Below are 25,911 nucleotides of genomic sequence, written 5' to 3' on the forward strand. Positions count from 1 at the left end.
ATTTAGAGAAATGAATTCCATGGTTAAAGAAAATAAAACGCTATCTAACGCACTATTGAAGCCTAAAACTGTAGCTTTAGTGGGTATCTCTGATGATCAAAGCAAAACTGCAGGGCGACCTTTACATTTTTTAAGAAATGCAGGTTATAAAGGTACAATTTATTGTATTAACCCGCGCAGAGAAACTGTACAGGGTGAAAAAGCGTATACCTCACTTACAGATTTGCCTGAAGTTCCAGATCATGTCTACGTTTTGACAGGTGCAGAACTAGCCTTAGAAGCTGTAGAGGAATGCGGAAAATTAGGTGTTCCTGTTGTGACACTCATAGCGAGTGGTTTTAGTGAAGCCGGTGCTGAAGGTGTCGAACGTGAAAATAAACTACGTGAACTCAAAGCAAAATATCAAACACGTATTTTAGGTCCATCAAGCTTAGGCCTAGTAAACCTGTATGAAGATCTATTTTTGACTGCAAACGCTGCATTTGCAGAACCTGGCTTACCAAAAGGCAATATTTTCTGTGCTTCTCATAGTGGCAGTATGATTGGTTCTTTGACATCACGTGGACGTAATCATCACACGGGATTTTACGGTTTAGTATCTGTAGGTGGTGAGGTTGATTTAAGTGTTGGTGAAATTTGCTTAGCTACTTTAGACAACCCCGATATTCATGGTTATATGTTGTTTTTAGAGTCCATGCGCCATGCGGAAAAACTACGTGAGTTTGCTTTAAAAGCGGCTGAATTGAATCGTCCTGTGGTGGTATTCAAACTAGGGCGTTCACAAGTTGCTGCAGATCTGGCTGTTTCTCACACAGGGTCCATGGCTGGTGAAGATGCTGTAGCTGAAGCATTCTTTAAAGATTGCGGTATTGCACGTGTAGAAACTTTAGATGGTTTCCTGAATGCAATTCCTCTGTTAAGTAAAGTTCCACCACAATTAGCGAATAAGAAACAAATCAATGTGGGTGTTTTGACGACGACTGGTGGCGGCGCTGCAATGGTCGTTGATCAGCTCGGTATCCGTAATGTTTCAGTTGTATCACCTACTGACGAGACGATTGCCAAACTCAATGTACGTGGGGTAGAGGTTCATGCAGGCGGTATCATCGATTTAACACTAGCGGGCACCAAGTATGAAGTCATGAAAGCAGCCCTTGAAGTGCTTGAGGAAGCACCTGAGTTTGACTTAGTACTCGTTGCTTCAGGTTCATCAGCTCGCTATCACCCAGATCTTGCAGTCAAACCTATTGTGGACAGCATTACGACTTACAAGAAGCCATTGGTAAGTTTCTTGGTTCCTGATGCACCAGAAGCGTTAAAGCAATTAAAACAGGCGGGTGTGCCGGCATTCCAATCACCAGAAGCGTGTGCAGATGTAATTAATGCAGCATTTTCTCGTCGTCAACCAACGCCAATCCATGCGCAAGTTTCTCAGCCTATAAAATCGACTACGGTCACTTTAGATGAAGATTCTGCTTATCAATTGCTAAGACCATTAGGCATTCAAAATGCCCCATATCAAGTGTTGAATGTTTTACAACCTAAAGCGTTGGACATCTCGTATCCAGTTGTTGTGAAAGTTTTGCATGATCAAATCAGTCATAAAACTGAAGTTGGGGGAGTTATTTTGCACGTACAAAATGACTCAGAGCTTAAAGCAGCGATTAATCAAATTAAGACCAACGTTGAGAAACACTGCCCAAATCTGACTGTTGAAAAAGTTTTAGTCCAGTCGATGGTGAAAGGTCTTGGTGAAGTCTTAGTTGGTTTTAAACGTGACAAAGACGTGGGGCCGATTGTGATGCTGGCTGCAGGTGGTGTGCTAACTGAACTTTATAAAGACAGTTCAATGCGTTTAGCGCCTGTAACGCTTGATTCAGCTTATGAAATGATTGCTGAAGTAAAAGGCTTAAAAGCTCTCGATGGTTTCCGTGGTAAGCAGAAAGGTGATTTAAAAGCGATTGCCGAAACTGTTGTCGCTTTCTCTCAGCTAGCAGTATCTAAGGAATACTTCATTGAAGAAGCTGAAATGAATCCACTTATCGTAAACCCACAAGGACAAGGCGTTACAGCTGTGGATGCACTCGTACATATTGCCAAGGAAGGTTAAGTCATGACAGAAACGATTCATTATGAAATAGACGGTTCAATTGCGGTTATTGTGATCGATAATCCGCCTGTAAATACAGGATCTTGGTCAGTACGTAAAGGCTTGCTGGATGCCGTTGAAAAATTTACTCAAGATGACACGCTAATAGCCGCTGTCATAATTGGTAAAGACAAAAACTTTATTTCTGGTTCTGACCTTAAGGAGTTTGGCAAACCAATTACTCCGCCAGAGTTGCCTCAAGTTATTGAGGCTATCGAAAAATGCCCCAAACCAGTGATTGCAGCCATTAGCGGTGCAACCTTGGGCGGTGGATATGAACTGGCTTTGGGCTGTGATGCACGCTTAGCGTCAGAAAATACAATTGTTGGCTTGCCTGAAGTGACTTTAGGTATGCTGCCTGGAGCAGGTGGAACACAGCGCTTACCCCGCTTAATTGGAATGGGTAAAAGCATACAAGTCATTTGTTCAGGGAAGCGCTATAAATCACAAGAAGCTTTAAAGCTCGGAATGATAGATGCTATTGCAGAAGGTGAATTACGCCAATTTGCAGTAGAGTTTGCGAAAACAGCGCAAAAAAATCCATTATCAAATAAAACTGTTGAAAAAGATGAATCCGCTGAATTTGATGCCATTGTAAAAAAAGCATTGAGGGCTGGAAAACATCGACCGCCTGTTCAAGAATCAATCCGTTTGATTAAGGCAACTGCTGATGTTGGGTTCTATGAAAGTTTGGCTGAAGAAAGACGGGTCTTCCAGCAATTGCGTATAGATGAAGAGGCTTTTGCGCGCAGACATTTATTTTTTGCTGAAACAAATGCTAAAAAAGTGATTAATTTGAAAGAAGCACCGATTAAACCAGTGAAAAATATTGTTGTGGTGGGTGCAGGCACTATGGGAACTGGCATAGCTGTATCAGCTTTAAAAGCAGGGTTTCATGTCACTGTATATGACCAATCAAAATCAATATTAGTACAATGCAAATCGCGGATAGATTCCATTTATGAAGCCGATATAACATCCGGACTTATTAAAACTGAACAAAGAGATGTTCAGCTTGCACAGCTTGAGCTGAGCGACTATAAATCTGCATTTGAAAATGCGGACTTGGTAATTGAAGCCATTTATGAAAATTTAGCGGTAAAACAAGATTTAATTCGAAAGATTGAAAGTATTGCATCTGCAAACACCATTATTGCCAGCAATACTTCATATATTGATTTGGACGAAATTGCAGAAGTAAGCCTAAGACCAGAAAATATTGTGGGTATTCATTTCTTTAACCCAGCGCATATCATGCGTTTAGTTGAAGTGATCCACGGAAACAATACGTCTCAAAAAGTCATTGCTACAGCATTTGCATTGATTCAAAAACTTGGAAAACTCCCGATTATTTGTAAAAATTCCTTTGGATTTATTGGAAATCGTATATATGCGGCTTATCGATATCAATGTGAATTAATGCTGGAAGAGGGTGCTTTACCACACCAAATTGATGAAGCAATTGAGCGTTATGGCTTTAATATGGGACCGTTTGCGGTGGGTGATTTATCTGGCTTGGATATCGCATGGAATATGCGAAAAGCCAATGCGCATAAACGTAATCCTGAGGCTCGTTATATTTCAATTCCAGATCAAATATGTGAATTAGGCCGTTTTGGTGTAAAAACTCAAGCAGGTTATTACAGCTATGCTGATGGAAAAAAGCAGATAGATCCCGTTATAACAAAGCTAATTATGTATGCCTCAGAACAGAAAAAAATTGTACGTAAAGAATTTAGTTCTGAGCAGATTATAGAACGTGTATTACTCACTATGGCCAATGAAGCGGCCTTGCTTTTGGCGGAGGGTGTTACAGCAAGAATGAATGATATTGATCTAGTGATGATCAATGGCTTTGGATTTCCTAAATGGGAAGGTGGACCTGCATATTGGGCGTCAAGACAGAATCTAGATGAACTCTATGAAAAACAAAAAGCTTTGGCTGAAGTTTCAGGCTCTGGTTTTATTGCTGGAGATATTTCAATTTTTCAAAAACTTGCTAAAACAGCTTAATCGGTTCTGTTTAAGTAAGAGTTGCCTATTCGCCTGACTTCGCTCAGGCTTTTTTTACTTGAAAGAAAGACATGAGGTCGTGATTTTTTGGAAATTTTTATTAATTTCAATTCAATATAATCCAAATCAACAAATACTGACTTACATACTGAACATGAGTGATCAAAGCAGTTTAACGATGAGTGTATTGATGACACCGGATATGGCTAATTTTTCTGGCAATGTTCATGGGGGAACAATACTGAAGTTACTTGATCAGGTTGCTTATGCATGTGCCAGTCGTTATTCAGGAACCTACGTCGTTACTTTATCGGTCGATCAGGTTTTATTTAAGGAACCTATTAAAGTAGGAGAAATGGTTTCATTTCTGGCAAATGTAAATTATGTCGGGCGAAGTTCTATGGAAATAGGAATTCGTGTTGAAGCTCAAAATATCCAAAGTCGCCAAATACGGCATACAAACAGTTGCTATTTCACAATGGTGGCAGTTGATAATAATGGTAAACCGTCTGTGATCGCTCCCTTAAATGTTGATTCAGAACTTAAGAAATGCCGTTATGAAGCAGCTTTAAGACGTAAAAAAATACGCCTCCAAAATAATTGAATTTAATCAACGACACATATCTATAAAAAGGATTTATGATGAAAAACGCATACATCATCGATGCCATCCGTACACCTTTCGGCCGCTATGCAGGTGGACTTGCACCTATACGTGCAGACGACTTAGGCGCATTACCAATTAAAGCACTGATGGAACGTAATCCATCTGTAAATTGGGAACAGGTTGATGACGTAATTTACGGCTGCGCCAATCAAGCCGGCGAAGACAACCGTAATGTGGGTCGTATGTCAGCACTACTTGCAGGCTTGCCTTACCAAGTCCCTGCAACGACAGTGAACCGCTTGTGCGGATCATCCCTTGATGCGATTGCTATGGCTGCTCGAGCAATTAAAGCTAATGAAGCTGATTTGATCATTGCTGGTGGTGTAGAAAGCATGTCACGTGCGCCTTTTGTAATGGGCAAATCAGACAGTGCATATGGCCGCAGTCAAAAGATTGAAGATACCACCATGGGATGGCGCTTTATTAATCCAAAACTGAAAGAACTGTATGGCGTAGAAACCATGCCGCAAACCGCTGAAAATGTTGCTGAACAGTTCAATATTAACCGTGTAGATCAAGATAAGTTTGCTTTAGAAAGTCAACAGCGTACGGCAGCCGCACAAGCCAAAGACTTCTTTAAAAACGAAATTATCCCTGTCAGTATCCCACAGCGTAAAGGTGAAACGATTGTGTTGGATACCGATGAACATCCACGTTCGTCAACCACAGCAGAAGGCTTAGCCAAGCTTAAACCTGTAGTAAAAGCCGATGGGACTGTGACAGCAGGCAATGCATCAGGAATCAATGACGGTGCAGCAGCAGTTCTGATTGCATCAGATGAAGCTGTAGAAAAATATGGCTTAATACCACGTGCCAAAATTATTTCTTCAACTGTCGTAGGTGTAGAGCCACGCATCATGGGCTTTGGTCCAGCTCCAGCAATCAAAAAGCTTCTTGATCAAACAGGTCTAACTCTAGATCAGATGGATGTCATTGAACTGAATGAAGCCTTTGCAGCTCAAGCATTGGCATGTACTCGAGATTTAGGCTTGGCGGATGATGAAGCTCGAGTTAATCCAAATGGCGGGGCCATCGCGATAGGTCATCCACTGGGTGCTTCCGGTGCACGTCTAGTAGCGACAGCCCTAAACCAGCTTGAAGCATTAGATGGAAATTATGCACTTTGCTCAATGTGTATTGGTGTGGGTCAGGGTATCGCTTTGATTATTAAACGTGATTAAATGAAAATTAAAGATGTAAAATAAAACTAAAATTAATTAGAAGTGGGTTAGATAAAAACTCACTTCAATAATCAACAAAGAGATTTATTGACACTTAGTATGGATAAAACTTATTCTATATCAATCTTAATGAACTAAATGACAGGTGTTATTTATTTAACATAATATACATTATACGAAGTATTTAATAAAAAAACTCATACCTTAATATTAGTTTTTTTATTTATCTGATTACAATAAAACTTTTCCTATGCCTGTAAATCAACTATCAAAGAAAATAAATGAATTATTCCATGAGTTCATAGAACTTATTTTTTGGCTTAGCAGATGCAGATATAAATAAAGATATTTTCATTCATAATTACGAGCCTCTAAATTTCATTTATTTAAGCTAGCGACTTTATAAACACATAAAATTTTTCCCAACCTAGCAACAACTCACTGTTGATTTTTCAAAGAAAGTTCATTTCACCATTTTCACAAATTAATCTAAATTACAATGATATAAAAACCACCGTATTTTTACGGCCCTATTATTTTATTTATACATCAGTATAATTTTTACAAAGAACTACACTTATTTGAAATTATAAAAGCATTTCTTCATGTTGACCAACTGAGTGATAGTTGCGATTAAAATAAACAAGACCTTGATGCTGCTGATTTTTATTAATTGCAATAATAGGACAAATAAAAACAGTATGTGTCCCAATCTCCTGAATTTTATCAATATAACAATCAAAACTCACTAAAGCATCATTTAAAATAGGTGCGCCAGTTTCTAATTTAGTCCATTTTCCATATTTAAAACGTTCTATTGAATCTAGTTTTGATGCAAATACATTCGAGATTTTCTCATGTTGGATAGCTAAAACATTGACTGCTAAAATTTTACTTTCCAAAAAATGCACATGAGAACGAGAAGATTTATTCATACACACAAGCAATGTTGGCGGTGTATCTGTCACACTGCATACAGCAGATGCAGTAAAACCATGATAACCAGATGCACTTGATGTTGTTACAATATTTACAGCACTCGTTAAATAAGACATTGCATCTCTATATGCATTTGCTTGTATCATTTAAATTTCACCTTTTAGATCAGTTCATTATTAAAAACCAAGAATAAAACCTAGTTTCATCAACTAAGTTTTATTCATTTGGAGTATTAAGCTGACAGCTCTTTCCGAATAATTTCAGCACCTTGAGTCAAGGCATTTAATTTTGCTTGAGCAACTTGGCGTGATAATGGTGCCATACCACAATTAGTTGAAGGATAAAGCTTATCTGCTTCTACATATTGAAGTGCTTTTCTTAAAATATGAGCAACTTCATCTGGTGTTTCTATAGTATTTGTTGCAACATCTATAGCACCAACCATGACTTTTTTGCCACGAATCAGTTCAATTAAATCCATAGGCACACGTGAATTTTGACATTCTAGTGAAATAATATCGATCTTTGACTGTTGAAGTTTAGGAAAGGTTTCTTCATATTGTCGCCATTCAGAACCTAATGTTTTTTTCCAATCTGTATTGGCTTTAATACCGTAACCATAGCAAATATGTACAGCTGTTTCACATTTAAGCCCTTCAAGAGCGCGCTCTAGAGTTGCAATTCCCCAATCATTGACTTCATCAAAAAATACATTAAATGCAGGCTCATCAAACTGGATGATATTTACCCCTGCTGCTTCGAGTTCTAATGCTTCTTGATTTAGAATTTTCGCAAATTCCCATGCTAATTTTTCTCGACTTTTATAATGATCATCAAATAATGTATCAATCATTGTCATTGGACCTGGTAGTGCCCATTTAATTGGTTGTTTTGTTTGGCTTCTTAGAAATTTAGCATCCTCAACAAAAACAGGTTTCTTTCGTGCTACAGCTCCAACAACAGAAGGAACACTTGCATCATAACGATTGCGGATACGAACAGTTTCCCTTTTTTGGAAGTCTACACCTTCAAGATGTTCAATAAATGTCGTGACAAAATGCTGACGAGTTTGTTCACCATCACTCACAATATCAATCCCGGATTGTAATTGTTCATGTAATGACAAACAAAGTGCATCTTTCTTTGCTTCTAATAATTGTTCACCCTCAAGTTTCCAAGGCGACCATAATTTTTCTGGTTCAGCCAGCCAAGAAGGTTTAGGTAGACTACCTGCTGTAGATGTTGGAAGTAAAATAGCCATATTGAATCGTATCTCTAATCTAATTTATATAAATTAATGTGTTAAGCTGCATGTTCTGAATGAACTGAGTGCATTTCAGTAAAATTTTTAGCCCATTGTTCGAGAATATCTTGATATGGCTTAATAAAATTTTCTTCTGTCCATTTGCCCTGCTTAACTGCTAATTGACTACGTTCAATTCGATCATAGACAATTTGTGTCAATGAAAAATCTTGATAGTCTAAACTTGGTTGATAGACAACACCGGCAGGTGAATTTGTATTGTAAATTTCTGGGCGATATATTTTTTGAAAACTCTCCATGGTACTAATTGCACTGATTAGCTCAAAATCAGTGTAATCACGTAATAAATCACCCGCACAATAAAATGCTAATGGAGCATTACCATTTTCAGGTTTAAAATAACGGACACTAAGCCCCATTTTTTTAAAATATTCATCTGTACGTGAATATTCATTATTCTTATATTCCACTCCTAATATTGGATGAATATTTGCTGTTCGGTAATATGTTTTAGTTGTTGAAACACTTAAACAAATAACAGGTTGCTTTTTAAATTCTGTTTTAAAAACGTCTGAGTACACAAGATGTTGATATAACTTGCCATGTAAATCACCGAAGTTTTCAGGTTTCTCTCCTGTTTTAAAACTTTTTTCGGTTAGTAAAACACTAAAGTCATAATCACGTACATATGATGAAAAACTATTCCCAATCATACCGTCAATACGTTCATTAGTTTTATGATCAGTAATAGTACTTTTCAACATTTCAATAAATGGAAATGCTTGACCATTCCCTTCTATATCTATTTCTGCAGAAATAATATCAATTTCAAGTGAATATCGATCGCCCTTCGGATTATCAACATGAGCTAAGCTGTTAAATCGATTATTAATCATGGCAAGAGTTTTACGTAAATTTTCTTGACGATATTCACCACGTGCTAGATTTGCAAAATTTGTTGTCAAACGAGTGCTATTTCCTGGCTCATAGTTTTCATCAAATCGAATACGTTTAATTGAACATTGAAATGCTGTATTCATTGTCATATTCCACCCTAAAGTTTAAATCATCATATTTTTGGATTAAGTTATTTATACAGCAGGATAAAGATGAATAAAAATGATTTAATCTATACGTAAAGTGAATTTTATTCATCTTTAGTTTTTAATAGTTTTAGAGTGAAATAAATACAATAATTTAATGTCTAATATTTAATCAAAATCAAACTTGAAATAAAGGTAAATACTTATAATTAATTTATTTTTTTAATGCACTGATTCTAAATTATTATTTTGATCAGGAATAAACGAATATTTAAGATGAATAAAATTCACAATAATATTAAAAAATATCAACTATCTCATCGTTAGATTTACTTGGTTTTTATATCAGAATTTCTAATTCCATTTATAAATTTGAAATTAAAAAATAAAGAGCAAAGGTACTCATGGCACTTTTGCTTCTTTTTTAAATTAAATAATTAGAATCTCTTTTCTATACTGAGTCCCATACTCCAATTACGACCATCTGCAGGTTCAAAATATCGAGCATTACTTTCATTAACAATTACTGAACCAATGTAATTTTGATTAAATAAATTATCTACTCTAGCAAAAGTATTAACTGTCCAATCTTTTAGAATCCAGTTATAACCTAAATTTGCTGAAGTAACGACATAACTTGGCGCAGTGTCTGTATTTAAGTCGTTAACATAAATTTTATCTGAATAACGAACATCTATTCCTGCATGCACACCTTGTTCAGGTTGCCATGCCAATCCCAAAAAAGCATGATTTTTTGCTATCCCAGGAATGTAATTTCCATTTGGTATTGCAGGTACGAGTATGGCTTTCTCTGCATAATTCATTTTATTCGGTTGTAATGTATCATAAAAAATTGCAGGAATATTTGAATTAAATTTCGCATGAATATAACTATAACTTGCTTGTGCGATTAAATCTTGCCAAATATTTTTATTCCATGAAAACTCAAATCCTTGTCTTAATGTTTTATCAGCATTTCGAAATGTTGCTCGCCCTTCGTTATTTCCAGCTGAGACAATATCATTTTTAGTTTGTGTTGAAAAAAGAGCAAGTGTAAATAATCCTAAATCATTTTTAGACTTTAAACCTGTTTCAAAAGTTTCACTTTTTGCAGCTTTTAAATTAAATTTATATGAATCATCTTCATTGGCTGGATAAGACATTTCAGTAAATGTTGGTGTTTCAAAGCCTTGTGTATAGCTTACATAGGTCATTAATTCGGGTTGAATTTCCCATTGTAATGCAAGAGATGGTAATAAACGCTTATACTCTGTTGTTCCCGAGTTATCACCATTATCTAAATAATAATCTTTTGATTTAAAATGTACATTGCTATAGCGCAATCCAGCATCTAGAGTCCAGTTTGGTAAAAAATTATATGAAATTTGCATATATGGATCTAAGTTCCATAAAGTATTATGCTCCTCACGTCTAAGCTGACCTTTAACGCCTAATATATCTCCTGAAAAGTTTTGAAATCCTTTTCTATCTTCTTTCATCGCATCAAAAGCTAACCCAAAAATAAACCTTGTTTTTTCAATAGCTTCTTGATTTATCCAACGTAGATCTAGACCAAAGTAGTGACGTTCAAAATCAATAACACCACCTGAATGATTACTTGCCAATTGACTCATTTTAGGAATAGATTGATATTGAGTAACTGAGCGCTGTCCCAAATACAACATACTATAGAGTTCATTTTGATCATCTAATGGTTTATTCCAGGTAACTCCAGTTTGGGTTTGTTCTATTTTTTTACGTGCATTATAGAGCTGAACATTATTCGCGACTTGTTTAGAGTTTTCTTTCCAAGCTGCACGTGTTAATCCACCTGGATCATCAGCTTGAATATCTACATGATTGATTATCCAATTAACTTCACTACCATTCTCTAAATTCCATGTAAGTTTACTATTGTTGAGTTTTTTTTGTGCTGTACTATGATCTCTAAAGCCATGAGTATCAAAATAAGAACTGCTAATAATATAACTTGGCTCACTTGAATTTGTGGTTCCCCCTTGTAAAATTAAATTAGCTTGTCCTTTTTGATGGCTACCACCTGCATAATCTAATCGAATAGAGTCCTGACCTTCACCTTTTCTTGTTGTTGTTAAAATAGTACCACCTGATGAATTACCATATAAGGAAGAGAATGCTCCTCCTAAAATTTCAATATGGCTTAAACTATTTAAATCAATATTTGATGTTTGACCTTGACCATCTGGCATAGTTGCTGGAATTCCATCTACATATAAACGAATTCCGCGTATGCCAAATGTTGATCGAGCACCAAAACCACGCATGGACATTTGTAAATCTTGTGCATAATTTTCTCTGTTATTTACCTGAAGACCTGGTACACCTTTTAAAGTTTCAGATAAATTTACATTCATATTATTTTGTACGAAAGGTTGCTCTACATAAAAAATAGAAGCTGGTGTACTTAAAATATCTTTGTCAAGATGAAAAGCTTGTAGAACAATCGTATCTAATTGATGGACTTCTTGTGAAGAAGATTCAGCATGACTACTTTGAAATATAAATAGACCTAAACAAATCACGGATAGTCTTACTGGAATGTTTTTATGCATTATTTATACTCCTATTTAATATTTTTGATATAAAAAATGATGTATTAATGATGAGAGTTCCTCTAAATTTATTTTCAAATATAAATTGAACTCGAAATTAATATTCAAATTGAAGAGCGAATAAGCATACTTACTCGCTCTGCACGTTTAATGTTCTAATGTGTAGGCAATAATATAATCACCCGGTTTTGTTTGAAGCATTGTGTGTCCACCTGCTGCAATCACCACAAATTGTTTATTTGACTTTGGTGATACATATGTCATTGGTGTTGCATTTGGTGCAGCGAGTAAACGATCTTTCCAAATCACTTTGCCTGTTTTAGCATCAAAAGCACGGAATGCTTCTTCAGAGGCTGCACCCATAAAGACTAATCCGCTGCGTGTTACTAAACTACCACCTGCAATTTGAGTTCCTAAAGGAATATCTAAATGACTCTTAATGCCTAATGGTCCAGTATCATGTGATGTGCCTATGCGTGCATTCCAAATGATTTTATTGGTTTGTAAATCAACCGCTGCTAATTGACCATAAGGTGGTGCTGTACATGGTGCATTTAATGGAGATAAGAATGGCGCAATAGATGCAGCATAATCTAAACCTGCTTGAGCTACAGCTCCACCAACATCTTCACCACGACCTGTATCAGGATGAATACCCATTTTATTTGCTTGTTGACGTGGAATTAAATAGTTATACATCGCTAAACGAGCATAAGGAATGTAAGCAATTTGACGTTCAGGATCGACCGTTAATCCTCCCCAGTTTTGCCCACCTAATGAACCAGGTAATTGAATATAAGGCGTCACATCTGGTGGTGTCATTGAGCCATCAAAACGTGCTTGCTTAAATTTAATACGGCAATACATTTCATCAAGTGGTGTAACACCCCACATATTGCTTTCACCAAATACTCCCCAACGATTATTTTCAGGATTTACAGCACTACGTAAACCATCAAATTGAGGCATTTCTGTTGAATATGGCTGTGTTTTGGCAAGTTTTGGATCAAGCCCACCTTGAGGTACAGCAACTTCTTCTACTTTTTTAACTGGTTTTCCTGTTATGCGATCAAGTACATAAATTTGACCACGTTTAGAACCTAGCACCATACTTGGTACATTTTGACCATTTAAAGTGAGGTCAACTAGAGTCGGCTGAGAACCATTATCATAATCCCAAAGATCATGATGCGTTGTTTGGAAATGCCAATCTAACTTACCAGTTTCGGCATTAATAGCAAAAACACCACTTGAATATTTTTCATCAGCTTCTGTACGATGCGTACCGAAGTAATCAGGTGTTGCATTACCAATTGGCAAATAAACAAGTCCAAGCTTTTCATCTGCAGAAATCGGTCCCCATGAGTTTGCTGTACCACGTGTGTAGTGATTATCACCAGTTGGCTCGCTTTGATCATCAGGATTTGCATAATCAAATGCCCACGCAAACTTACCAGTTACAGCATTAAAACCACGAATTACACCCGCAGGTTCTTGAACAGATTGTCCATCACTCACCCATCCACCAAGAACAACATTACCCCTCACTACCTGTGGTGCTGAACTTACGTAATAATAACCAGGAATAACTTTCCCCATACCACGTTTAAGATCAACTACACCATTTTGACCAAAATCAGAACAAGCTTTTCCTGTTTTTGCATCAATAGCAATTAAACGAGCATCAACAGTTGCCGTAAAGATACGCTCTGAACACTCTGCATTGGCTGCAAGTTCAGGTGCTTTATAGTAAGCAACACCACGACAAGCTGCAGAACCTGTCACCCCTTTTAAGTTCGGTTTTGAGTAGTAACGCCATTTTTCCTGACCTGTTTCAGCATCTAAAGCAATAATGTCATTACGTGCAGAACATAAATAGAGAGAATCATCTACTTTTAAAGGTGTAACTTCTAAACGTCTCGTTTTTTGACCTTTTGGAACTGGGTAATCTCCAGTTCTATACATCCACGCAACTTTTAATTTATTAACATTTTCGGGTGTAATTTGAGTTAGTTTAGAATATTTAGTTCCTGCTTTATCATTACCATAATCAACCCAATCTTGATCTTCTTTTTCATCAGGTAATTTATTTTTTACATCTGGAAACTGATCCTTACTTACATATTTTGCTGGATCGCCGTTAATAAAACCAATAATGGCAATAACAATTAGGGATAAGCTAAAACCAGCAGTGGCAACACGACCAATTTTTTTTGCATTTGGTCCATTATTGTAATGTTGACGCACCATGGGCAATAAAAGCAATACACCAAGACCAAATGGTAGAGCTAGACGACCTAAATAAATCCAAAAATCGATTTCAGTTTGTAAAAGTGTCCAAACCAAAGTGAGTAATAAATAGATTGAATAAGTCCAAATAACTAATGTACTTCTCCGCCATAAGAAGAAACCACTTAAGGTAATTAAAAAACCTGCTATTACAAAATATGGTGAACCAGATAGCATAACCAACTGTATGCCACCAATTAACATGGCTAAGCCAAATACCACGTAAATGACTGCAACTAAATAGGCTATTTTTGAGGGAGATCGTAGATTATCATTCATATTGTACCTTTTATTTAATAAATATTTTTAATTTAAAAATAAGATTAGATGTATTTAAAAATAAACAAATAATACATTTTTTATTATATTAGTATAATAGTTCACAAAATTATATTGTTTGAGAGAAATCTATTTTTATTACTTTATTTATTGAAAGATCAGGAACTTTTTTTATATTATTAGTTTACATTTCAACTAATAATATGATTCTCTTATCAGCGATAAAAAACAGTAAGCTTATTAAAAATAATATTATTACAAACACTTGTTTTACAAAGGTTTTATTTGGAATAAATAAACTAAAAAAATCAGATAAATACATATTAAACTATTAATATTTTTTAAAAGACAATATTTTTTATGCCTTTAAAACACATATTTTATTGAAATATCAAGAAACAAATATTTTTTATTTTGATGAAAAAATATCGCTAATAAGTAAAAACCGTATTAGCGATATTTTTAAGTTAATTTAAATTATGAGCACAATATACCTTGAATTGTAGGCTTTTTATTTGCATCCATAGCAATAGTTGTGCCAGCAATCGCATCAATCACCTTGTTCAGTGATTCTTGATAAGTACTCACAATATTTAGATAGCGATCAGCTTGACCTTTGACTTGATTTTTAAAAGCCATACGACAATTCAATTGATGATAATAATTTTTTTCAGTCTCTGTTGTCGTCTGTACTCCATGGCGTTTAACCACCCATGATGCCATCACTTCAATGTCTGTTACCGATTGATCTGCTTTTTCTACAATATCAAATCGTGAAAATTCAGTTGCTATCGTATAAGTTGTTTCCCCACCAGTTAGACCCGTATTATAAACATCGATTGCACCTAATTTTTGTTGTAAACCTGCCGACAACCCACTTTGTAATTCATTACTTAAACTTGAACTCCAGCGTTGATTATCTAACATATAAGTTTGACCATTTGAGTTTTGTATAACCAATAATGGTGTATCTAATCTTGCTGGTATTCCTACAGGAACTACTTCAATAAGTTTAATATTCGAACTCACTAAAGGTGTAATCTGTGGCGTTAATGTATAGAAATTTGGAGAAACAGATCGATAACAACCTGTTAATCCAATACTCACACCGACAACAGCAATAAAGCACTGAAGCTTACATTGCTTTAATGATCGAAGACTTTTAGCAAAAGTATGCATATGAAGACTTTTTAATTTAGTTTTGTTTTGCATTTTTTGCCTCCGGTTTTTTCCCACGAATTAATGATTCAGGATGTTGTTCAATATAATCTGCCATTAATTGTACCGAAGAGGCAGCACGTGTCATTTGTTGTACAGCACGACGTATATCTTGCTGCATTGGTGAATCACTCAATAAAATTGACTCTGCTGAACGTAGGGTTTTACGAGCTTCATCTAAAGTTAACTGCATTTCTGGTGCGACTTTCCCATCAAACTGTTTAATTAACTGATCAGTTGAATTTACAGCTTTATTAATACTATTTAATGTCTTACGAACATCACCACCAATTTCTTCTAATGGAAACTTACTTAATTTATCTGCAATGGCTGAAACTTGAGATTGTAAGTTGCTTAACTCTGGAGGCATAGTTGGTATTTCAACAGCACCTGTTGATAACACTTTTAATGAACCATTTGTTGCTTTTTGGAATTTATCAAAAGCAATATAATTTTGACCTGTTAATAGACTTCCTGTACGCATTTGTGCACGTAAACCATGCTCAATAAATGATTTAAAAATACGTCCAGTTGGTTTTAATTCGGAACCATCTGCAATACGAGATGGATAAATGATCGCCTCTACTCTCATACGCATTTGTGTATGATTATGACTAAACTCTGCATTAATTGAAGTTACTTCACCAATATCAATACCCATAAAGTCAATTGGTGCACCAATAGATAATCCTCTTAAAGATTGATCAAAATACATCACAATTGGATAAGCCTGACCATCTGGATTTTTAAGTGCTTCAGCTTGTGAGTCCCAAAGTGTAAAGTTACTTCTATTTCTTGCCGCAGGAGCTTGCTTAGAATGTTCTGGATAACCAAATGCAATCCCACCAGCTACAATACTTGCCAATGATTCTGTTTGTAAATTAAATCCTGATGCATTTAAGCTGACATCTATACCACTTGCTTGCCAGAACCGTGCATTTGTTGTAACAAACTTATCATATGGTGATTGAATAAATACTTGTAATTCTACATTTTGACCATCATTAGATAGCTTATAAGAAGTCACTTGACCAACATTAATTCGACGATAATAAATAGGTGAACCAATATCAAGTGAACCTAAATCATGTGCTTTTAAGAAAAATTCTTTTCCTGGTATATCTGATGCAACAACTGGTGGAAACTCCAACCCAGTAAACGTTGTTTGTTTTTCAGCAGATTTCCCACCTTCAACTTCAATATATGAGCCTGAAAGCAACGTATCAATTCCAGAAACTCCACTCGTTCCAATACGAGGGCGAACTACCCAAAACTTAGAATCATTTGATGCAAAATTACTAGCATCTCTAGTTAATTCAATTTCAACAATAACATGAGATAAGTCATCAGAAAGTTTAATTTTTCTGACTAAACCAATATTAACTTGCCTAAATTGAACTGTTGTTTTTCCTGCTACTAAGCCTTCGGCAGATCTGAATGAGACATTAATCGTTGGTCCAACATTTAAAAAAGCCTTAATGGCAAGTGATACAGCAATTAGCAATGCAACAATAGGAATTAACCAAATAAGAGATGGTTTCCATTTTTCCTTTTTGATTTTTACATCATGTAAATTTTGATTGCTAACCTGCTTCATGTCATGATCAGGCTTATTCAAATCTGAATTTTCATTCGATGTTGTATTTTCAGACATATCCATCATTCTTATTGGTGAGTATTTAATGAGTGTGGAACTAAAGGATGATCCAATGATCCGCTCTGTTTTTTACTATTTTCTAATGCTACGAAATAGTTGTCCCAAATAATTTTTGGGTCAAAACTTAGCGAAGCAAAAAGAGTAAGTACAACAACAGCAGCAAAAGCGACTGCTCCTGGTCCTGCAAATATGGTTGCTAAAGATTGAATTTGGATTAATGCTGTCAATAATGACACAACAAACACATCAATCATTGACCATCTTCCAACCATTTCAACAATACGATATAGCTTTGTACAAATTGCTGGAGAAAATTGTATACGCTGTGTGGTTTGGAAATGAACAACCATTAGTAAGAAAAATAAAATAATGAGCTTTAACAATGGAATAAAAATACTAGCACAAAAGATTACTGTTGCAACAAGATAGTCTCCGCTTTGCCAGAAATAAATCACACCTGTCAAGATCGTATCTTCCTGATCCCCAAATAAAGATTCAGTTATCGTCATAGGTAATATATTTGCAGGGATATACAAAATACTTGCTGCAAGCACTAAAGCTAAAGTCTTTGACAGACTATTTGGTTTTCTTCGATGTAATAATGTATGACATCTTTCACAGCGAATAGTTATATCTATATTTGATTGGGCAGTTTTAGGAAGATGATTTAACACTCCACAACATGAGCAAATTCTGAGTGATAAATCCTGTGCTCTTACAAATATTTGGTTTTGACCGATTGGTATGCCTTTTTGCTTTTTCATATTAAACACCGATCAATTTCATCCCAAATACTTTGTAATTTTACAGAAGTAATCATGATCATTAAAATACTTAAAACTGCAAAAGCCCATAAAGCAATTCCAGGAATGACAACAACCATTCCCACAAGTTTTACGAGCGTCACTAAAACACCTATTAAAAAAACTTCAATCATTGCCCAAATTCGGAATGATGACAATAAACGCATTGCCTGAACTAAAAATTTTGGACGTTTTTTTCGAAGGGAGACTGGATACAAAATGTAAAACAACAATAATATATTAATTAAAGGCATAATAAATGTTGTAATAAAAATTAGAGTTCCTACAAAAAATCGATCAATTTGAAACATGGCGATAACAGCGCCAATTAATGAAGTTTCTGAATGATTACCTTGCAATTCAACACTTACAATCGGGTAGCAATTTGCAATAATAAATACAATAAAGGCAGTACAAACTAAAGCTAATAGTTTTTTTAATGATTTAGTTTGTTGATAAAGTTCTCCACCACAGCATGGGCATAAAGCTTTTTCGCCTTTTTGAAGTGGTGTTTTTTTAGAAATGGTATCACACTCATCACATCCAATTAAATTTGAAGTGGAAATCAAATCTCTTTTTTTTATGAGTGACATACTTACATCTGACCTATCATGCATTTAGCTAAACCTTTATTTTGTAATTAATAATATACCAAAACATATGATGGTTTATTAGAGAATATAATAAGCTAATATTGAGGATATAAGTTAGAAAAATAAGAATAAGTCATGCATGAATAGGGCTGTTCCTCATTGAATCTATATATTCAATATACATAATATTACATCAATAATAGCAGTTTAATATTTGAATGAATATTAACAAAAAACAATCAATTTCAAGTAAAAATAATCAATAATTTCAAAAATATTTTGATAAAATTCACTTTGTTTAGATTAAAAATAATTCAATGAAAAGAATAGTTATCTCCTTATCTTTATTGATGAGTGTTCCAGCTCAAGCAATGTATTTTTCTTCTTATATTTATGAAATGAGTTCAAAAGAAGATTTTATTTCAAAATATATTACAAATGATACAGAGACTAGAAATCTCTATAATATCCATGCATATGCAATTGAAAAGCCAAGTAATACAAATGAGGTTAAATTAAACATCTCCGATAAAGAAATTCTTTATGCTCCTTTGCGTAAAATCATTGATGCACAAGCAACTGATATTTTTAAAATTTTTTATAGGGGTCCAAAAGATAGTAAAGAAAGATACTACAGAGTCGTTTTTACAGAAACACCATTAACTACATTTGGAAAAAATGAACAACAGCGTTCATCAACTTATTTACCTTCTATTTCTCTAAGTACTATTTTAATTGTTCGCCCTAAAAACCAGAAATTTGAATATAAAATTGATGAAAAATTAGGCATTATCAAAAATACTGGGAATACTTTTTTTAGAGCAATCATACATAATGACTGCCATACTCGTGACGAAGATGCAGATCATGTTTATATTTTACCAAATGAAGAATATCAAAATGATTTGATTAAACAACCAAATAAAAATAATATTTTTTTGATTATAGATAAAAAATATATTCCTATTGTAAATCGATGTGAAATAGAAAAGAGTAATTAAGAGTAAAAAATGATTTTTAATTAATTTTTATATTATAAAAAATAAAGCAATATATTCTTTAGATAGAATATATTGCTCTTTTAAGTTTTAATTATCGGTCAACACCAATCCATAGAGCTTCAACACGTACATCACCTTCTGCACGAACACTACCTAGCCAATCCATTCCTTCAACTGAAAATAATGAAGCTGGATCATCCATTGGGAAACTTAAACTCAGATTGGTTGAATAAAAATAACCCGATTGTTGTTGATCCCATGGTACGAGACTTGTTTTATTTCTTCCATAACTTTTCTCTCATTAATATTTAAGGTTTTCCATTACCAATATTTTTTATTTAAAATACTTAACCACCTCATTGACTTTTAATATATTTTTTAAAATATTAGATTTTCTATTGCTATACATTATTTCAATTTATATTTACATTTGTTTTAGCTATAGATCTTTTTATTACAAAATATAAATAACAACTTATATTTTTATAAAAATAAATATTAAAAATAAATATTTTAAAAAAAATAAAATATTGATTAAAAAAAAGAAGGAAACAAAATAAGATGGAATTTATTTCATTTTTTAATATAAAAATAGATAGTTAAAATTTACAAAAAAACATTTAATTAAACAAAGAAACTATAAATATAATTATATTAAATATTATTTTTTCTTATTCTTATAATCATAAAAGTAATTTTTTAAATATTTAAAGACAAATACATTATTCTCAATATATGGAAATTAAAATGGATAAAAAAAATCATGTATTTTTACGTAGTCAAGAATGGTTTGATGACCCAAATCATGCAGATATGACGGCAATTTATGTAGAACGGTTCATGAATTATGGATTAACCCGTAAAGAGTTACAGTCTGGACGTCCAATTATTGGTATAGCTCAGACTGGAAGTGATTTAACGCCGTGTAATAGGCATCATAAAGAACTTGCAGAACGTGTAAAAGCAGGTATTCGTGATGCTGGTGGTATACCAATGGAGTTTCCAGTTCATCCTATTGCAGAACAATCACGTAGACCAACAGCAGCATTAGATCGCAACTTAGCTTATTTAGGACTAGTGGAAATTTTACATGGATATCCGCTTGATGGTGTTGTTCTTACTACTGGCTGTGATAAGACAACTCCAGCCTGCCTAATGGCTGCTGCAACAACAAATCTTCCTGCTATAGTTTTATCTGGTGGTCCAATGTTAGATGGTCATTTCAAAGGAGAACTGATAGGTTCTGGTACAGTCATATGGCATGCACGTAATTTATTAGCCAAAGATGAAATAGATTATGACGATTTTATGGAAATGGCAGCATCCGCATCTCCTTCAATTGGACATTGTAATACAATGGGAACAGCTCTTTCCATGAATGCTTTAGCTGAAGCACTTGGTATGTCGTTACCGACATGTGCAAGCATTCCTGCTGCATACCGTGAACGTGGTCAAATGGCTTATTTAACGGGGAAACGAATTTGTGAAATGGTACTTGAAGATTTACGTCCTTCAAAAATTATGAATAAAAAATCTTTTGAAAATGCAATTGCCGTTGCATCTGCATTAGGAGCTTCAAGTAATTGCCCGCCTCATTTAATTGCAATTGCAAGACATATGGGAATTGATTTAACCTTAGAAGATTGGCAACGTGTTGGAGAAAACATTCCTTTAATCGTCAATTGTATGCCTGCTGGTAAATATTTAGGTGAAGGTTTCCATCGTGCAGGTGGCGTTCCTGCTGTCATGCATGAATTACAAAAAGCTGGTGTTTTACATAATGACTGTGCATCGGTGAGTGGAAAAACAATTGGTGAAATTGTAAAACATGCCAAAACTTCAAATACTGATGTCATTTATTCTTATGATAAACCTCTTATGCACAAAGCTGGGTTTATTGTATTAAGTGGTAATTTTTTGAAAGTGCTATCATGAAAATGTCTGTCGTAGGTGAAGCATTTAGAAAAACCTATTTATCAAACCCAAATAATGAAAATAGTTTCGAAGCTCGTGCAATTGTATTTGATGGTCCTGAAGATTATCACGAACGAATTAATGATCCGATATTACAAATTGATGAACACTGTATTTTGGTGATTCGAGGAGCAGGAACAGTTGGCTATCCAGGAAGTGCAGAAGTTGTAAATATGGCACCACCAACAGAATTAATTAAAAAAGGAATTGAATCCTTGCCTTGTTTAGGAGATGGTCGTCAAAGTGGTACCTCTGCAAGTCCATCTATTTTAAATATGTCGCCTGAAGCTGCTATTGGTGGTGGAATTGCCTTATTACAAACAAATGATCGGTTACTTATTGATTTGAATCAACGAACAGTAAATGTTTTGATTTCAGATGAGGAATTAGAAAAACGTAGTTTAAATTATAAACCTCACTATCCTGTGTCACAAACGCCGTGGCAAGAAATTTATAGAAGTATGGTTGGACAACTCTCTACAGGTGGATGTTTAGAACCCGCGACACTTTATATGAATGTGGTTCATCCGAAAAACTTACCGAGACACTCTCATTAAAATAGAATATTCATATTAAAAATTACTAGGCAGTAATCACTTTTTGTTGTTGTTCACCTAGACCCTCAATTCCAAGTTTCATTACCTGTCCTTCTCGCAAAAAAACTGGTGGTTTTTGTCCCAATCCAACACCAGGCGGTGTTCCAGTAGAAATAATATCACCTGCTTTTAAACTCATATATTGGCTGACATAACTCACTAAAGTTGATATGTCAAAAATCATTGTGTTGGTATTACCATCTTGATAACGATGTCCATCTACTTCTAACCAAAGGTGTAAATTATGAGGATTTTCAATTTCATCTTTTGTAACTAACCATGGTCCAATTGGTCCAAAAGTGTCACATCCTTTGCCTTTATCCCAAGTTCCTGTTCCTTCTAGTTGAAATGTTCTTTCTGAAATATCATTAATAACACAATAACCAGCAACATAATCTAAAGCATTTTCTTTTGATAAATAACGCCCACTTTTACCAATAACAATTCCAAGTTCCACTTCCCAATCTGTTTTTTTTGAATTTTTGGGGATTTCAACATCATCATTTGGACCAATAATTGCACTAGTCCATTTGTTGAAAATAATAGGTTCAGATGGTATTGGAGATCCAGTTTCTGCAGCATGATCGGAATAGTTAAGACCAATACAAATAAACTTACCAATATTTCCAACGCAGGCGCCAATCCGCACATCATCGCTAACTATAGGTAATGTACTAATATCTAAACCTTGTAAGTCTTCTAACTTTGTTTCTAATGTTTTTCCATCAATATCATCAATAATTGAAGATAAATCATGAATATGACCTTCAACATCTAAAATACCTGGTTTTTCATATCCTTTTAAACCGAATCTTAATAATTTCATAATATTGTCCCTTTTATTTTTTAGTTAAATTGCAAAACCGCCATCAATAATATATGAAGCTCCTGTCGTAAATGCAGATTCATCACTTGCTAAATATAATGCTAAAGCGGCTATTTCTTCTGCTGTTCCTAAGCGTCCCATAGGTTGCCTATTCACAAAATGTTGATATACCTCATCCACATTTTTATTTTGCTGCTCTGCTTGTTCTTTTATTCTTTGCTGTAATGATGGAGATTCTACTGTACCTGGGCAAATAGCATTGCAACGTATTCCCTGTGTAATAAAATCTGCAGCAACTGCTTTCGTTATACCTAATACTGCTGCTTTACTCGCACAATATGAAAAGCGATTTGGCACACCTTTTATACTTGATGCAACTGATGACATATTAATAATTGAACCAGATTTATTTGAGAGCATTGAAGGTAAAAAAGCTCGAATTAGCCTATACATTGAATCAACATTAAGTTGAAATACATTTTTCCATTGTTCCTCATCACATTCTAAAATATTTCCCGATGGCACCCATCCTGCACAATTAAATAACACATCAATGTTTGAATATTTATTAGATAAATATTGAATTTGATCAGTAGAGGTGACATCTAATTGTTCAATGATAATATTGGGATACTCATTTTGTAATTTTTTCAAAAGTTCTAAATTTATATCTGTAGCTATAACTGTTGCACCTTCTTGAGAGAATTTAATAGTAGATGCTTTTCCAATTCCTTGACCTGCAGCAGTGATAATACAATTTTTTTTGGTTAATCTCATTTTAAATCCTTTTTATTTGTTTCTTAAAATATAAAAACCTATTTATAACAAGATAAAACTATAACAATAAAAACTTATGTTTAATTTTGTTTTATTGTTTAACTCTTATAAAATAAAAAATCATCCACAAAAAATAAAAAACAACTATAATGTTAAAAACATATTTATTTTTTTAATAAATAAAAAATTATATTAGTTAAATATTTAAAAATTTAATTTTTACAAAAATACCAATTAAAATTAATATAAATAATGAATAGAATTTGAAAATAGAATCTAAAAATTTAGTTTATACTCTAAGCAATTATTTTATTTTTAAAGAAATCATTTGTGTATGTACAAGTCTGAAAAATTAGCAAATAGCTTAAAACTACTTATTCAGAGCGGTACTTGGAAACCACATGAAAAACTTCCTTCACTAAGATCTCAGTGTAAAAATTCTGGTTTTAGTTTAATTACCGTAATGAATGCATACCATGAGTTAGAAGCTCAAGGATTAATTTACTCAAAAGAAAAATCGGGATACTTTGTTGCAGATAGGAAAACCTTCTCTACCACACATTCATTTGATACTAATCAAAAAATAGAAATAAACTCAATAGTTTTCCATTATTTAAAATCCATTCAAGGTGATCATATCATTCCGTTAGGATCAGCTTTTCCAAATAGCCAATTACTCTACTCTCCAAAATTAATTCAAATATTAGCCCAATTAGCTAAACGCCATTTTAGTTATGAACAAACTCCAAGCTTACCACCCGGTAATATAGAACTCAGAAAGTTAATCGCTCAGCGTTACTGTATGCAAGGAATTCAAGCAGATCATGATGATATTGTTATAACCTCTGGGGGACTAGATGCGCTTAATTTAGCATTACAAGCAGTCACTCAAATTGGAGATTATATTATTCTTCAACAAACTGTATTTTATGGTGCCTGGCAAGCAGCAGAAAGATTAGGGCTAAAAGTAATTACAATTCCAGATCACCCTGAAGATGGTATTGATTTACAAGCTCTTGAACATGCAATAGAAAAGTATCCAATTAAAGCATGCTGGTTTATGTTAAATTGTCATAATCCAATTGGTTATACTGTTAAAGATAAAATAAAAGAAAAATTAGCAAAAATATTATATCAACATAATATTTATTTAATTGAGGATGATGTTTATGGAGAACTATATTTTGAGAATAAAAAACCATTATCTATGAAATATTTTGACGAAAATAATTTAGTTTTACATTGTTCATCATTTTCTAAGATTTTAGGTGCTGATTTTCGGATAGGTTGGGTTTATGCAGGACCATATTCTGAGAAAATTCAACATATTCAGCTCATGAGTACACTTTCTGTTAATTCATTTATTCAAAATGCTTTGGTCGAATACTTATCTCATAGAGACTATGACAAACATTTAAAAAAAATAAGAGCATCTTTAGAAAAAAATAAAATCGATTTTTATCATTTTTTACAAAGAATATTAGATCAAAATTGTAAAGTTCATTATTTTCCATCAGGCTATTTTTTATGGATTGAATTACCCAAAGAACTTGATAGTATAGATATTTATCAATCTTTATTATCAAAAAACATTAGCATTGCACCTAGTCATTTATTTAATGCTCATGATACCAAAGCAAAAAACTACTTACGAATTAACTGTTCATTCGACTTAACAGCTTCTTATCAAGAGGCTTTACTTGAACTAAGTAAATGCATTAATCATGCTATTCAACTCTATCGAGCAAGTAAATGAATTAATTTAAAACTATAACAGATCATAAAATTCACTTTATCTGTTATAGTTTTTTCATATGTTTTTGTATCTATATCTTTAATTTGTCATTGCCATAATGACAAAGAGTTAGATCTTTACATTTTAAGGAAGCATGATGGATTTTTTTAAAAAGCATAATAAAGCAAGTTTCACTTTCTTCATTATTACCTTATATTCATTTATTGGCTTTGGTTTGGGTTATGTTATTTGGGAACATATGTTGTAAAGATTGTTGGCTTTTTTCATATAAATTTAAAAAAGCCAACTTATAATT

Annotated in this window: 18 protein-coding genes and 1 pseudogene; 8 read left to right on the forward strand and 11 right to left on the reverse strand. The window is 33.9% G+C overall.

All coding sequences use genetic code 11. The annotated features are described in order from the left end of the window. The first annotated feature begins 10 nt into the window (after positions 1-10). From AOY20_RS11485 to pcaF, 4 genes are all read left to right on the forward strand, one after another. The gene (locus tag AOY20_RS11485; protein WP_054581988.1) at positions 11-2,110 is read left to right on the forward strand and encodes an acetate--CoA ligase family protein; all 2,100 of its coding nucleotides are present in this window, start codon (positions 11-13) and stop codon (positions 2,108-2,110) included. A gap of 3 nt (positions 2,111-2,113) precedes the next feature. Next, positions 2,114-4,162, forward strand: a complete 2,049-nt coding sequence (locus tag AOY20_RS11490) for a 3-hydroxyacyl-CoA dehydrogenase NAD-binding domain-containing protein (RefSeq protein ID WP_054581989.1) — start codon at positions 2,114-2,116, stop codon at positions 4,160-4,162. A 154-nt stretch (positions 4,163-4,316) separates the two neighbouring features. Further along, the gene (locus tag AOY20_RS11495) at positions 4,317-4,766 is read left to right on the forward strand and encodes an acyl-CoA thioesterase (protein WP_054582600.1); all 450 of its coding nucleotides are present in this window, start codon (positions 4,317-4,319) and stop codon (positions 4,764-4,766) included. A gap of 38 nt (positions 4,767-4,804) precedes the next feature. After that, on the forward strand, positions 4,805-6,010 hold the full coding sequence (gene pcaF / locus AOY20_RS11500; RefSeq protein WP_054581990.1) for a 3-oxoadipyl-CoA thiolase: 1,206 nt from the start codon (positions 4,805-4,807) through the stop codon (positions 6,008-6,010). Between the two features lie 587 nt (positions 6,011-6,597). On the opposite strand, the gene AOY20_RS11505 is transcribed toward pcaF, so the two are convergent. From AOY20_RS11505 to AOY20_RS11545, 9 genes are all read right to left on the reverse strand, one after another. Then, positions 6,598-7,095: a flavin reductase gene (locus tag AOY20_RS11505; protein WP_054581991.1), complete on the reverse strand. Its 498-nt coding sequence runs from the start codon at positions 7,093-7,095 to the stop codon at positions 6,598-6,600. 86 nt (positions 7,096-7,181) lie between these two features. Further along, entirely contained in the window at positions 7,182-8,210 is a 1,029-nt protein-coding gene (locus AOY20_RS11510; RefSeq protein ID WP_054581992.1) for a methionine synthase, read from the reverse strand. 41 nt (positions 8,211-8,251) lie between these two features. After that, positions 8,252-9,253, reverse strand: a complete 1,002-nt coding sequence (locus AOY20_RS11515; protein WP_054582601.1) for a putative oxygenase MesX — start codon at positions 9,251-9,253, stop codon at positions 8,252-8,254. Between the two features lie 440 nt (positions 9,254-9,693). After that, a complete protein-coding gene (locus AOY20_RS11520; protein ID WP_054581993.1) occupies positions 9,694-11,847 on the reverse strand; it encodes a TonB-dependent receptor in 2,154 nt (717 codons plus the stop codon). A gap of 147 nt (positions 11,848-11,994) precedes the next feature. Further along, the gene (locus AOY20_RS11525) at positions 11,995-14,415 is read right to left on the reverse strand and encodes a membrane-bound PQQ-dependent dehydrogenase, glucose/quinate/shikimate family (protein ID WP_054581994.1); all 2,421 of its coding nucleotides are present in this window, start codon (positions 14,413-14,415) and stop codon (positions 11,995-11,997) included. 477 nt (positions 14,416-14,892) lie between these two features. Then, positions 14,893-15,627, reverse strand: coding sequence for a PqiC family protein (locus AOY20_RS11530; RefSeq protein ID WP_054581995.1), 735 nt, complete (start codon positions 15,625-15,627; stop codon positions 14,893-14,895). After that, positions 15,611-17,287, reverse strand: a complete 1,677-nt coding sequence (locus AOY20_RS11535; RefSeq protein ID WP_054581996.1) for a PqiB family protein — start codon at positions 17,285-17,287, stop codon at positions 15,611-15,613. Before AOY20_RS11535 ends, AOY20_RS11530 begins: the two co-directional genes overlap by 17 nt. Before the next feature lie 11 nt (positions 17,288-17,298). Then, on the reverse strand, positions 17,299-18,054 hold the full coding sequence (locus AOY20_RS11540; protein WP_054581997.1) for a paraquat-inducible protein A: 756 nt from the start codon (positions 18,052-18,054) through the stop codon (positions 17,299-17,301). Then, positions 18,051-18,659, reverse strand: a complete 609-nt coding sequence (locus AOY20_RS11545; protein WP_417855917.1) for a paraquat-inducible protein A — start codon at positions 18,657-18,659, stop codon at positions 18,051-18,053. Before AOY20_RS11545 ends, AOY20_RS11540 begins: the two co-directional genes overlap by 4 nt. Positions 18,660-19,003: 344 nt before the next feature. Here AOY20_RS11545 and AOY20_RS11550 point away from each other — a divergent pair, with 344 nt between their 5' ends. Both AOY20_RS11550 and AOY20_RS11555 read left to right on the forward strand, forming a co-directional pair. Further along, on the forward strand, positions 19,004-19,687 hold the full coding sequence (locus AOY20_RS11550) for a hypothetical protein (protein ID WP_081403397.1): 684 nt from the start codon (positions 19,004-19,006) through the stop codon (positions 19,685-19,687). 747 nt (positions 19,688-20,434) lie between these two features. After that, positions 20,435-22,218: pseudogene (locus AOY20_RS11555) on the forward strand (IlvD/Edd family dehydratase). A 25-nt stretch (positions 22,219-22,243) separates the two neighbouring features. Here the strand turns inward: AOY20_RS11555 and AOY20_RS11560 are convergent. After that, positions 22,244-23,083, reverse strand: coding sequence for a fumarylacetoacetate hydrolase family protein (locus AOY20_RS11560; protein WP_054581998.1), 840 nt, complete (start codon positions 23,081-23,083; stop codon positions 22,244-22,246). A gap of 24 nt (positions 23,084-23,107) precedes the next feature. After that, positions 23,108-23,860, reverse strand: coding sequence for an SDR family oxidoreductase (locus AOY20_RS11565; protein ID WP_054581999.1), 753 nt, complete (start codon positions 23,858-23,860; stop codon positions 23,108-23,110). 334 nt (positions 23,861-24,194) lie between these two features. Here AOY20_RS11565 and AOY20_RS11570 point away from each other — a divergent pair, with 334 nt between their 5' ends. Then, positions 24,195-25,616: an aminotransferase-like domain-containing protein gene (locus AOY20_RS11570; RefSeq protein WP_054582000.1), complete on the forward strand. Its 1,422-nt coding sequence runs from the start codon at positions 24,195-24,197 to the stop codon at positions 25,614-25,616. Between the two features lie 136 nt (positions 25,617-25,752). Continuing rightward, positions 25,753-25,863, forward strand: coding sequence for a hypothetical protein (locus tag AOY20_RS14670; protein ID WP_144424780.1), 111 nt, complete (start codon positions 25,753-25,755; stop codon positions 25,861-25,863). Positions 25,864-25,911 lie beyond the last annotated feature (48 nt).

It is taken from the genome of Acinetobacter equi (assembly GCF_001307195.1).
Classification (GTDB): Bacteria; Pseudomonadota; Gammaproteobacteria; order Pseudomonadales; family Moraxellaceae; genus Acinetobacter; species Acinetobacter equi.

Excerpts from the sequence above, each read along its gene's own strand:
- AOY20_RS11485 (WP_054581988.1), top strand. The coding sequence starts at position 11 with ATGAATTCCATGGTTAAAGAAAATAAAACGCTATCTAACGCACTATTG.
- AOY20_RS11490 (WP_054581989.1), top strand. The coding sequence starts at position 2,114 with ATGACAGAAACGATTCATTATGAAATAGACGGTTCAATTGCGGTTATT.
- AOY20_RS11495 (WP_054582600.1), top strand. The coding sequence starts at position 4,317 with ATGAGTGATCAAAGCAGTTTAACGATGAGTGTATTGATGACACCGGAT.
- pcaF (WP_054581990.1), top strand. The coding sequence starts at position 4,805 with ATGAAAAACGCATACATCATCGATGCCATCCGTACACCTTTCGGCCGC.
- AOY20_RS11505 (WP_054581991.1), bottom strand. The coding sequence starts at position 7,095 with ATGATACAAGCAAATGCATATAGAGATGCAATGTCTTATTTAACGAGT.
- AOY20_RS11510 (WP_054581992.1), bottom strand. The coding sequence starts at position 8,210 with ATGGCTATTTTACTTCCAACATCTACAGCAGGTAGTCTACCTAAACCT.
- AOY20_RS11515 (WP_054582601.1), bottom strand. The coding sequence starts at position 9,253 with ATGAATACAGCATTTCAATGTTCAATTAAACGTATTCGATTTGATGAA.
- AOY20_RS11520 (WP_054581993.1), bottom strand. The coding sequence starts at position 11,847 with ATGCATAAAAACATTCCAGTAAGACTATCCGTGATTTGTTTAGGTCTA.
- AOY20_RS11525 (WP_054581994.1), bottom strand. The coding sequence starts at position 14,415 with ATGAATGATAATCTACGATCTCCCTCAAAAATAGCCTATTTAGTTGCA.
- AOY20_RS11530 (WP_054581995.1), bottom strand. The coding sequence starts at position 15,627 with ATGCAAAACAAAACTAAATTAAAAAGTCTTCATATGCATACTTTTGCT.
- AOY20_RS11535 (WP_054581996.1), bottom strand. The coding sequence starts at position 17,287 with ATGTCTGAAAATACAACATCGAATGAAAATTCAGATTTGAATAAGCCT.
- AOY20_RS11540 (WP_054581997.1), bottom strand. The coding sequence starts at position 18,054 with ATGAAAAAGCAAAAAGGCATACCAATCGGTCAAAACCAAATATTTGTA.
- AOY20_RS11550 (WP_081403397.1), top strand. The coding sequence starts at position 19,004 with ATGAAAAGAATAGTTATCTCCTTATCTTTATTGATGAGTGTTCCAGCT.
- AOY20_RS11560 (WP_054581998.1), bottom strand. The coding sequence starts at position 23,083 with ATGAAATTATTAAGATTCGGTTTAAAAGGATATGAAAAACCAGGTATT.
- AOY20_RS11565 (WP_054581999.1), bottom strand. The coding sequence starts at position 23,860 with ATGAGATTAACCAAAAAAAATTGTATTATCACTGCTGCAGGTCAAGGA.
- AOY20_RS11570 (WP_054582000.1), top strand. The coding sequence starts at position 24,195 with ATGTACAAGTCTGAAAAATTAGCAAATAGCTTAAAACTACTTATTCAG.
- AOY20_RS14670 (WP_144424780.1), top strand. The coding sequence starts at position 25,753 with ATGGATTTTTTTAAAAAGCATAATAAAGCAAGTTTCACTTTCTTCATT.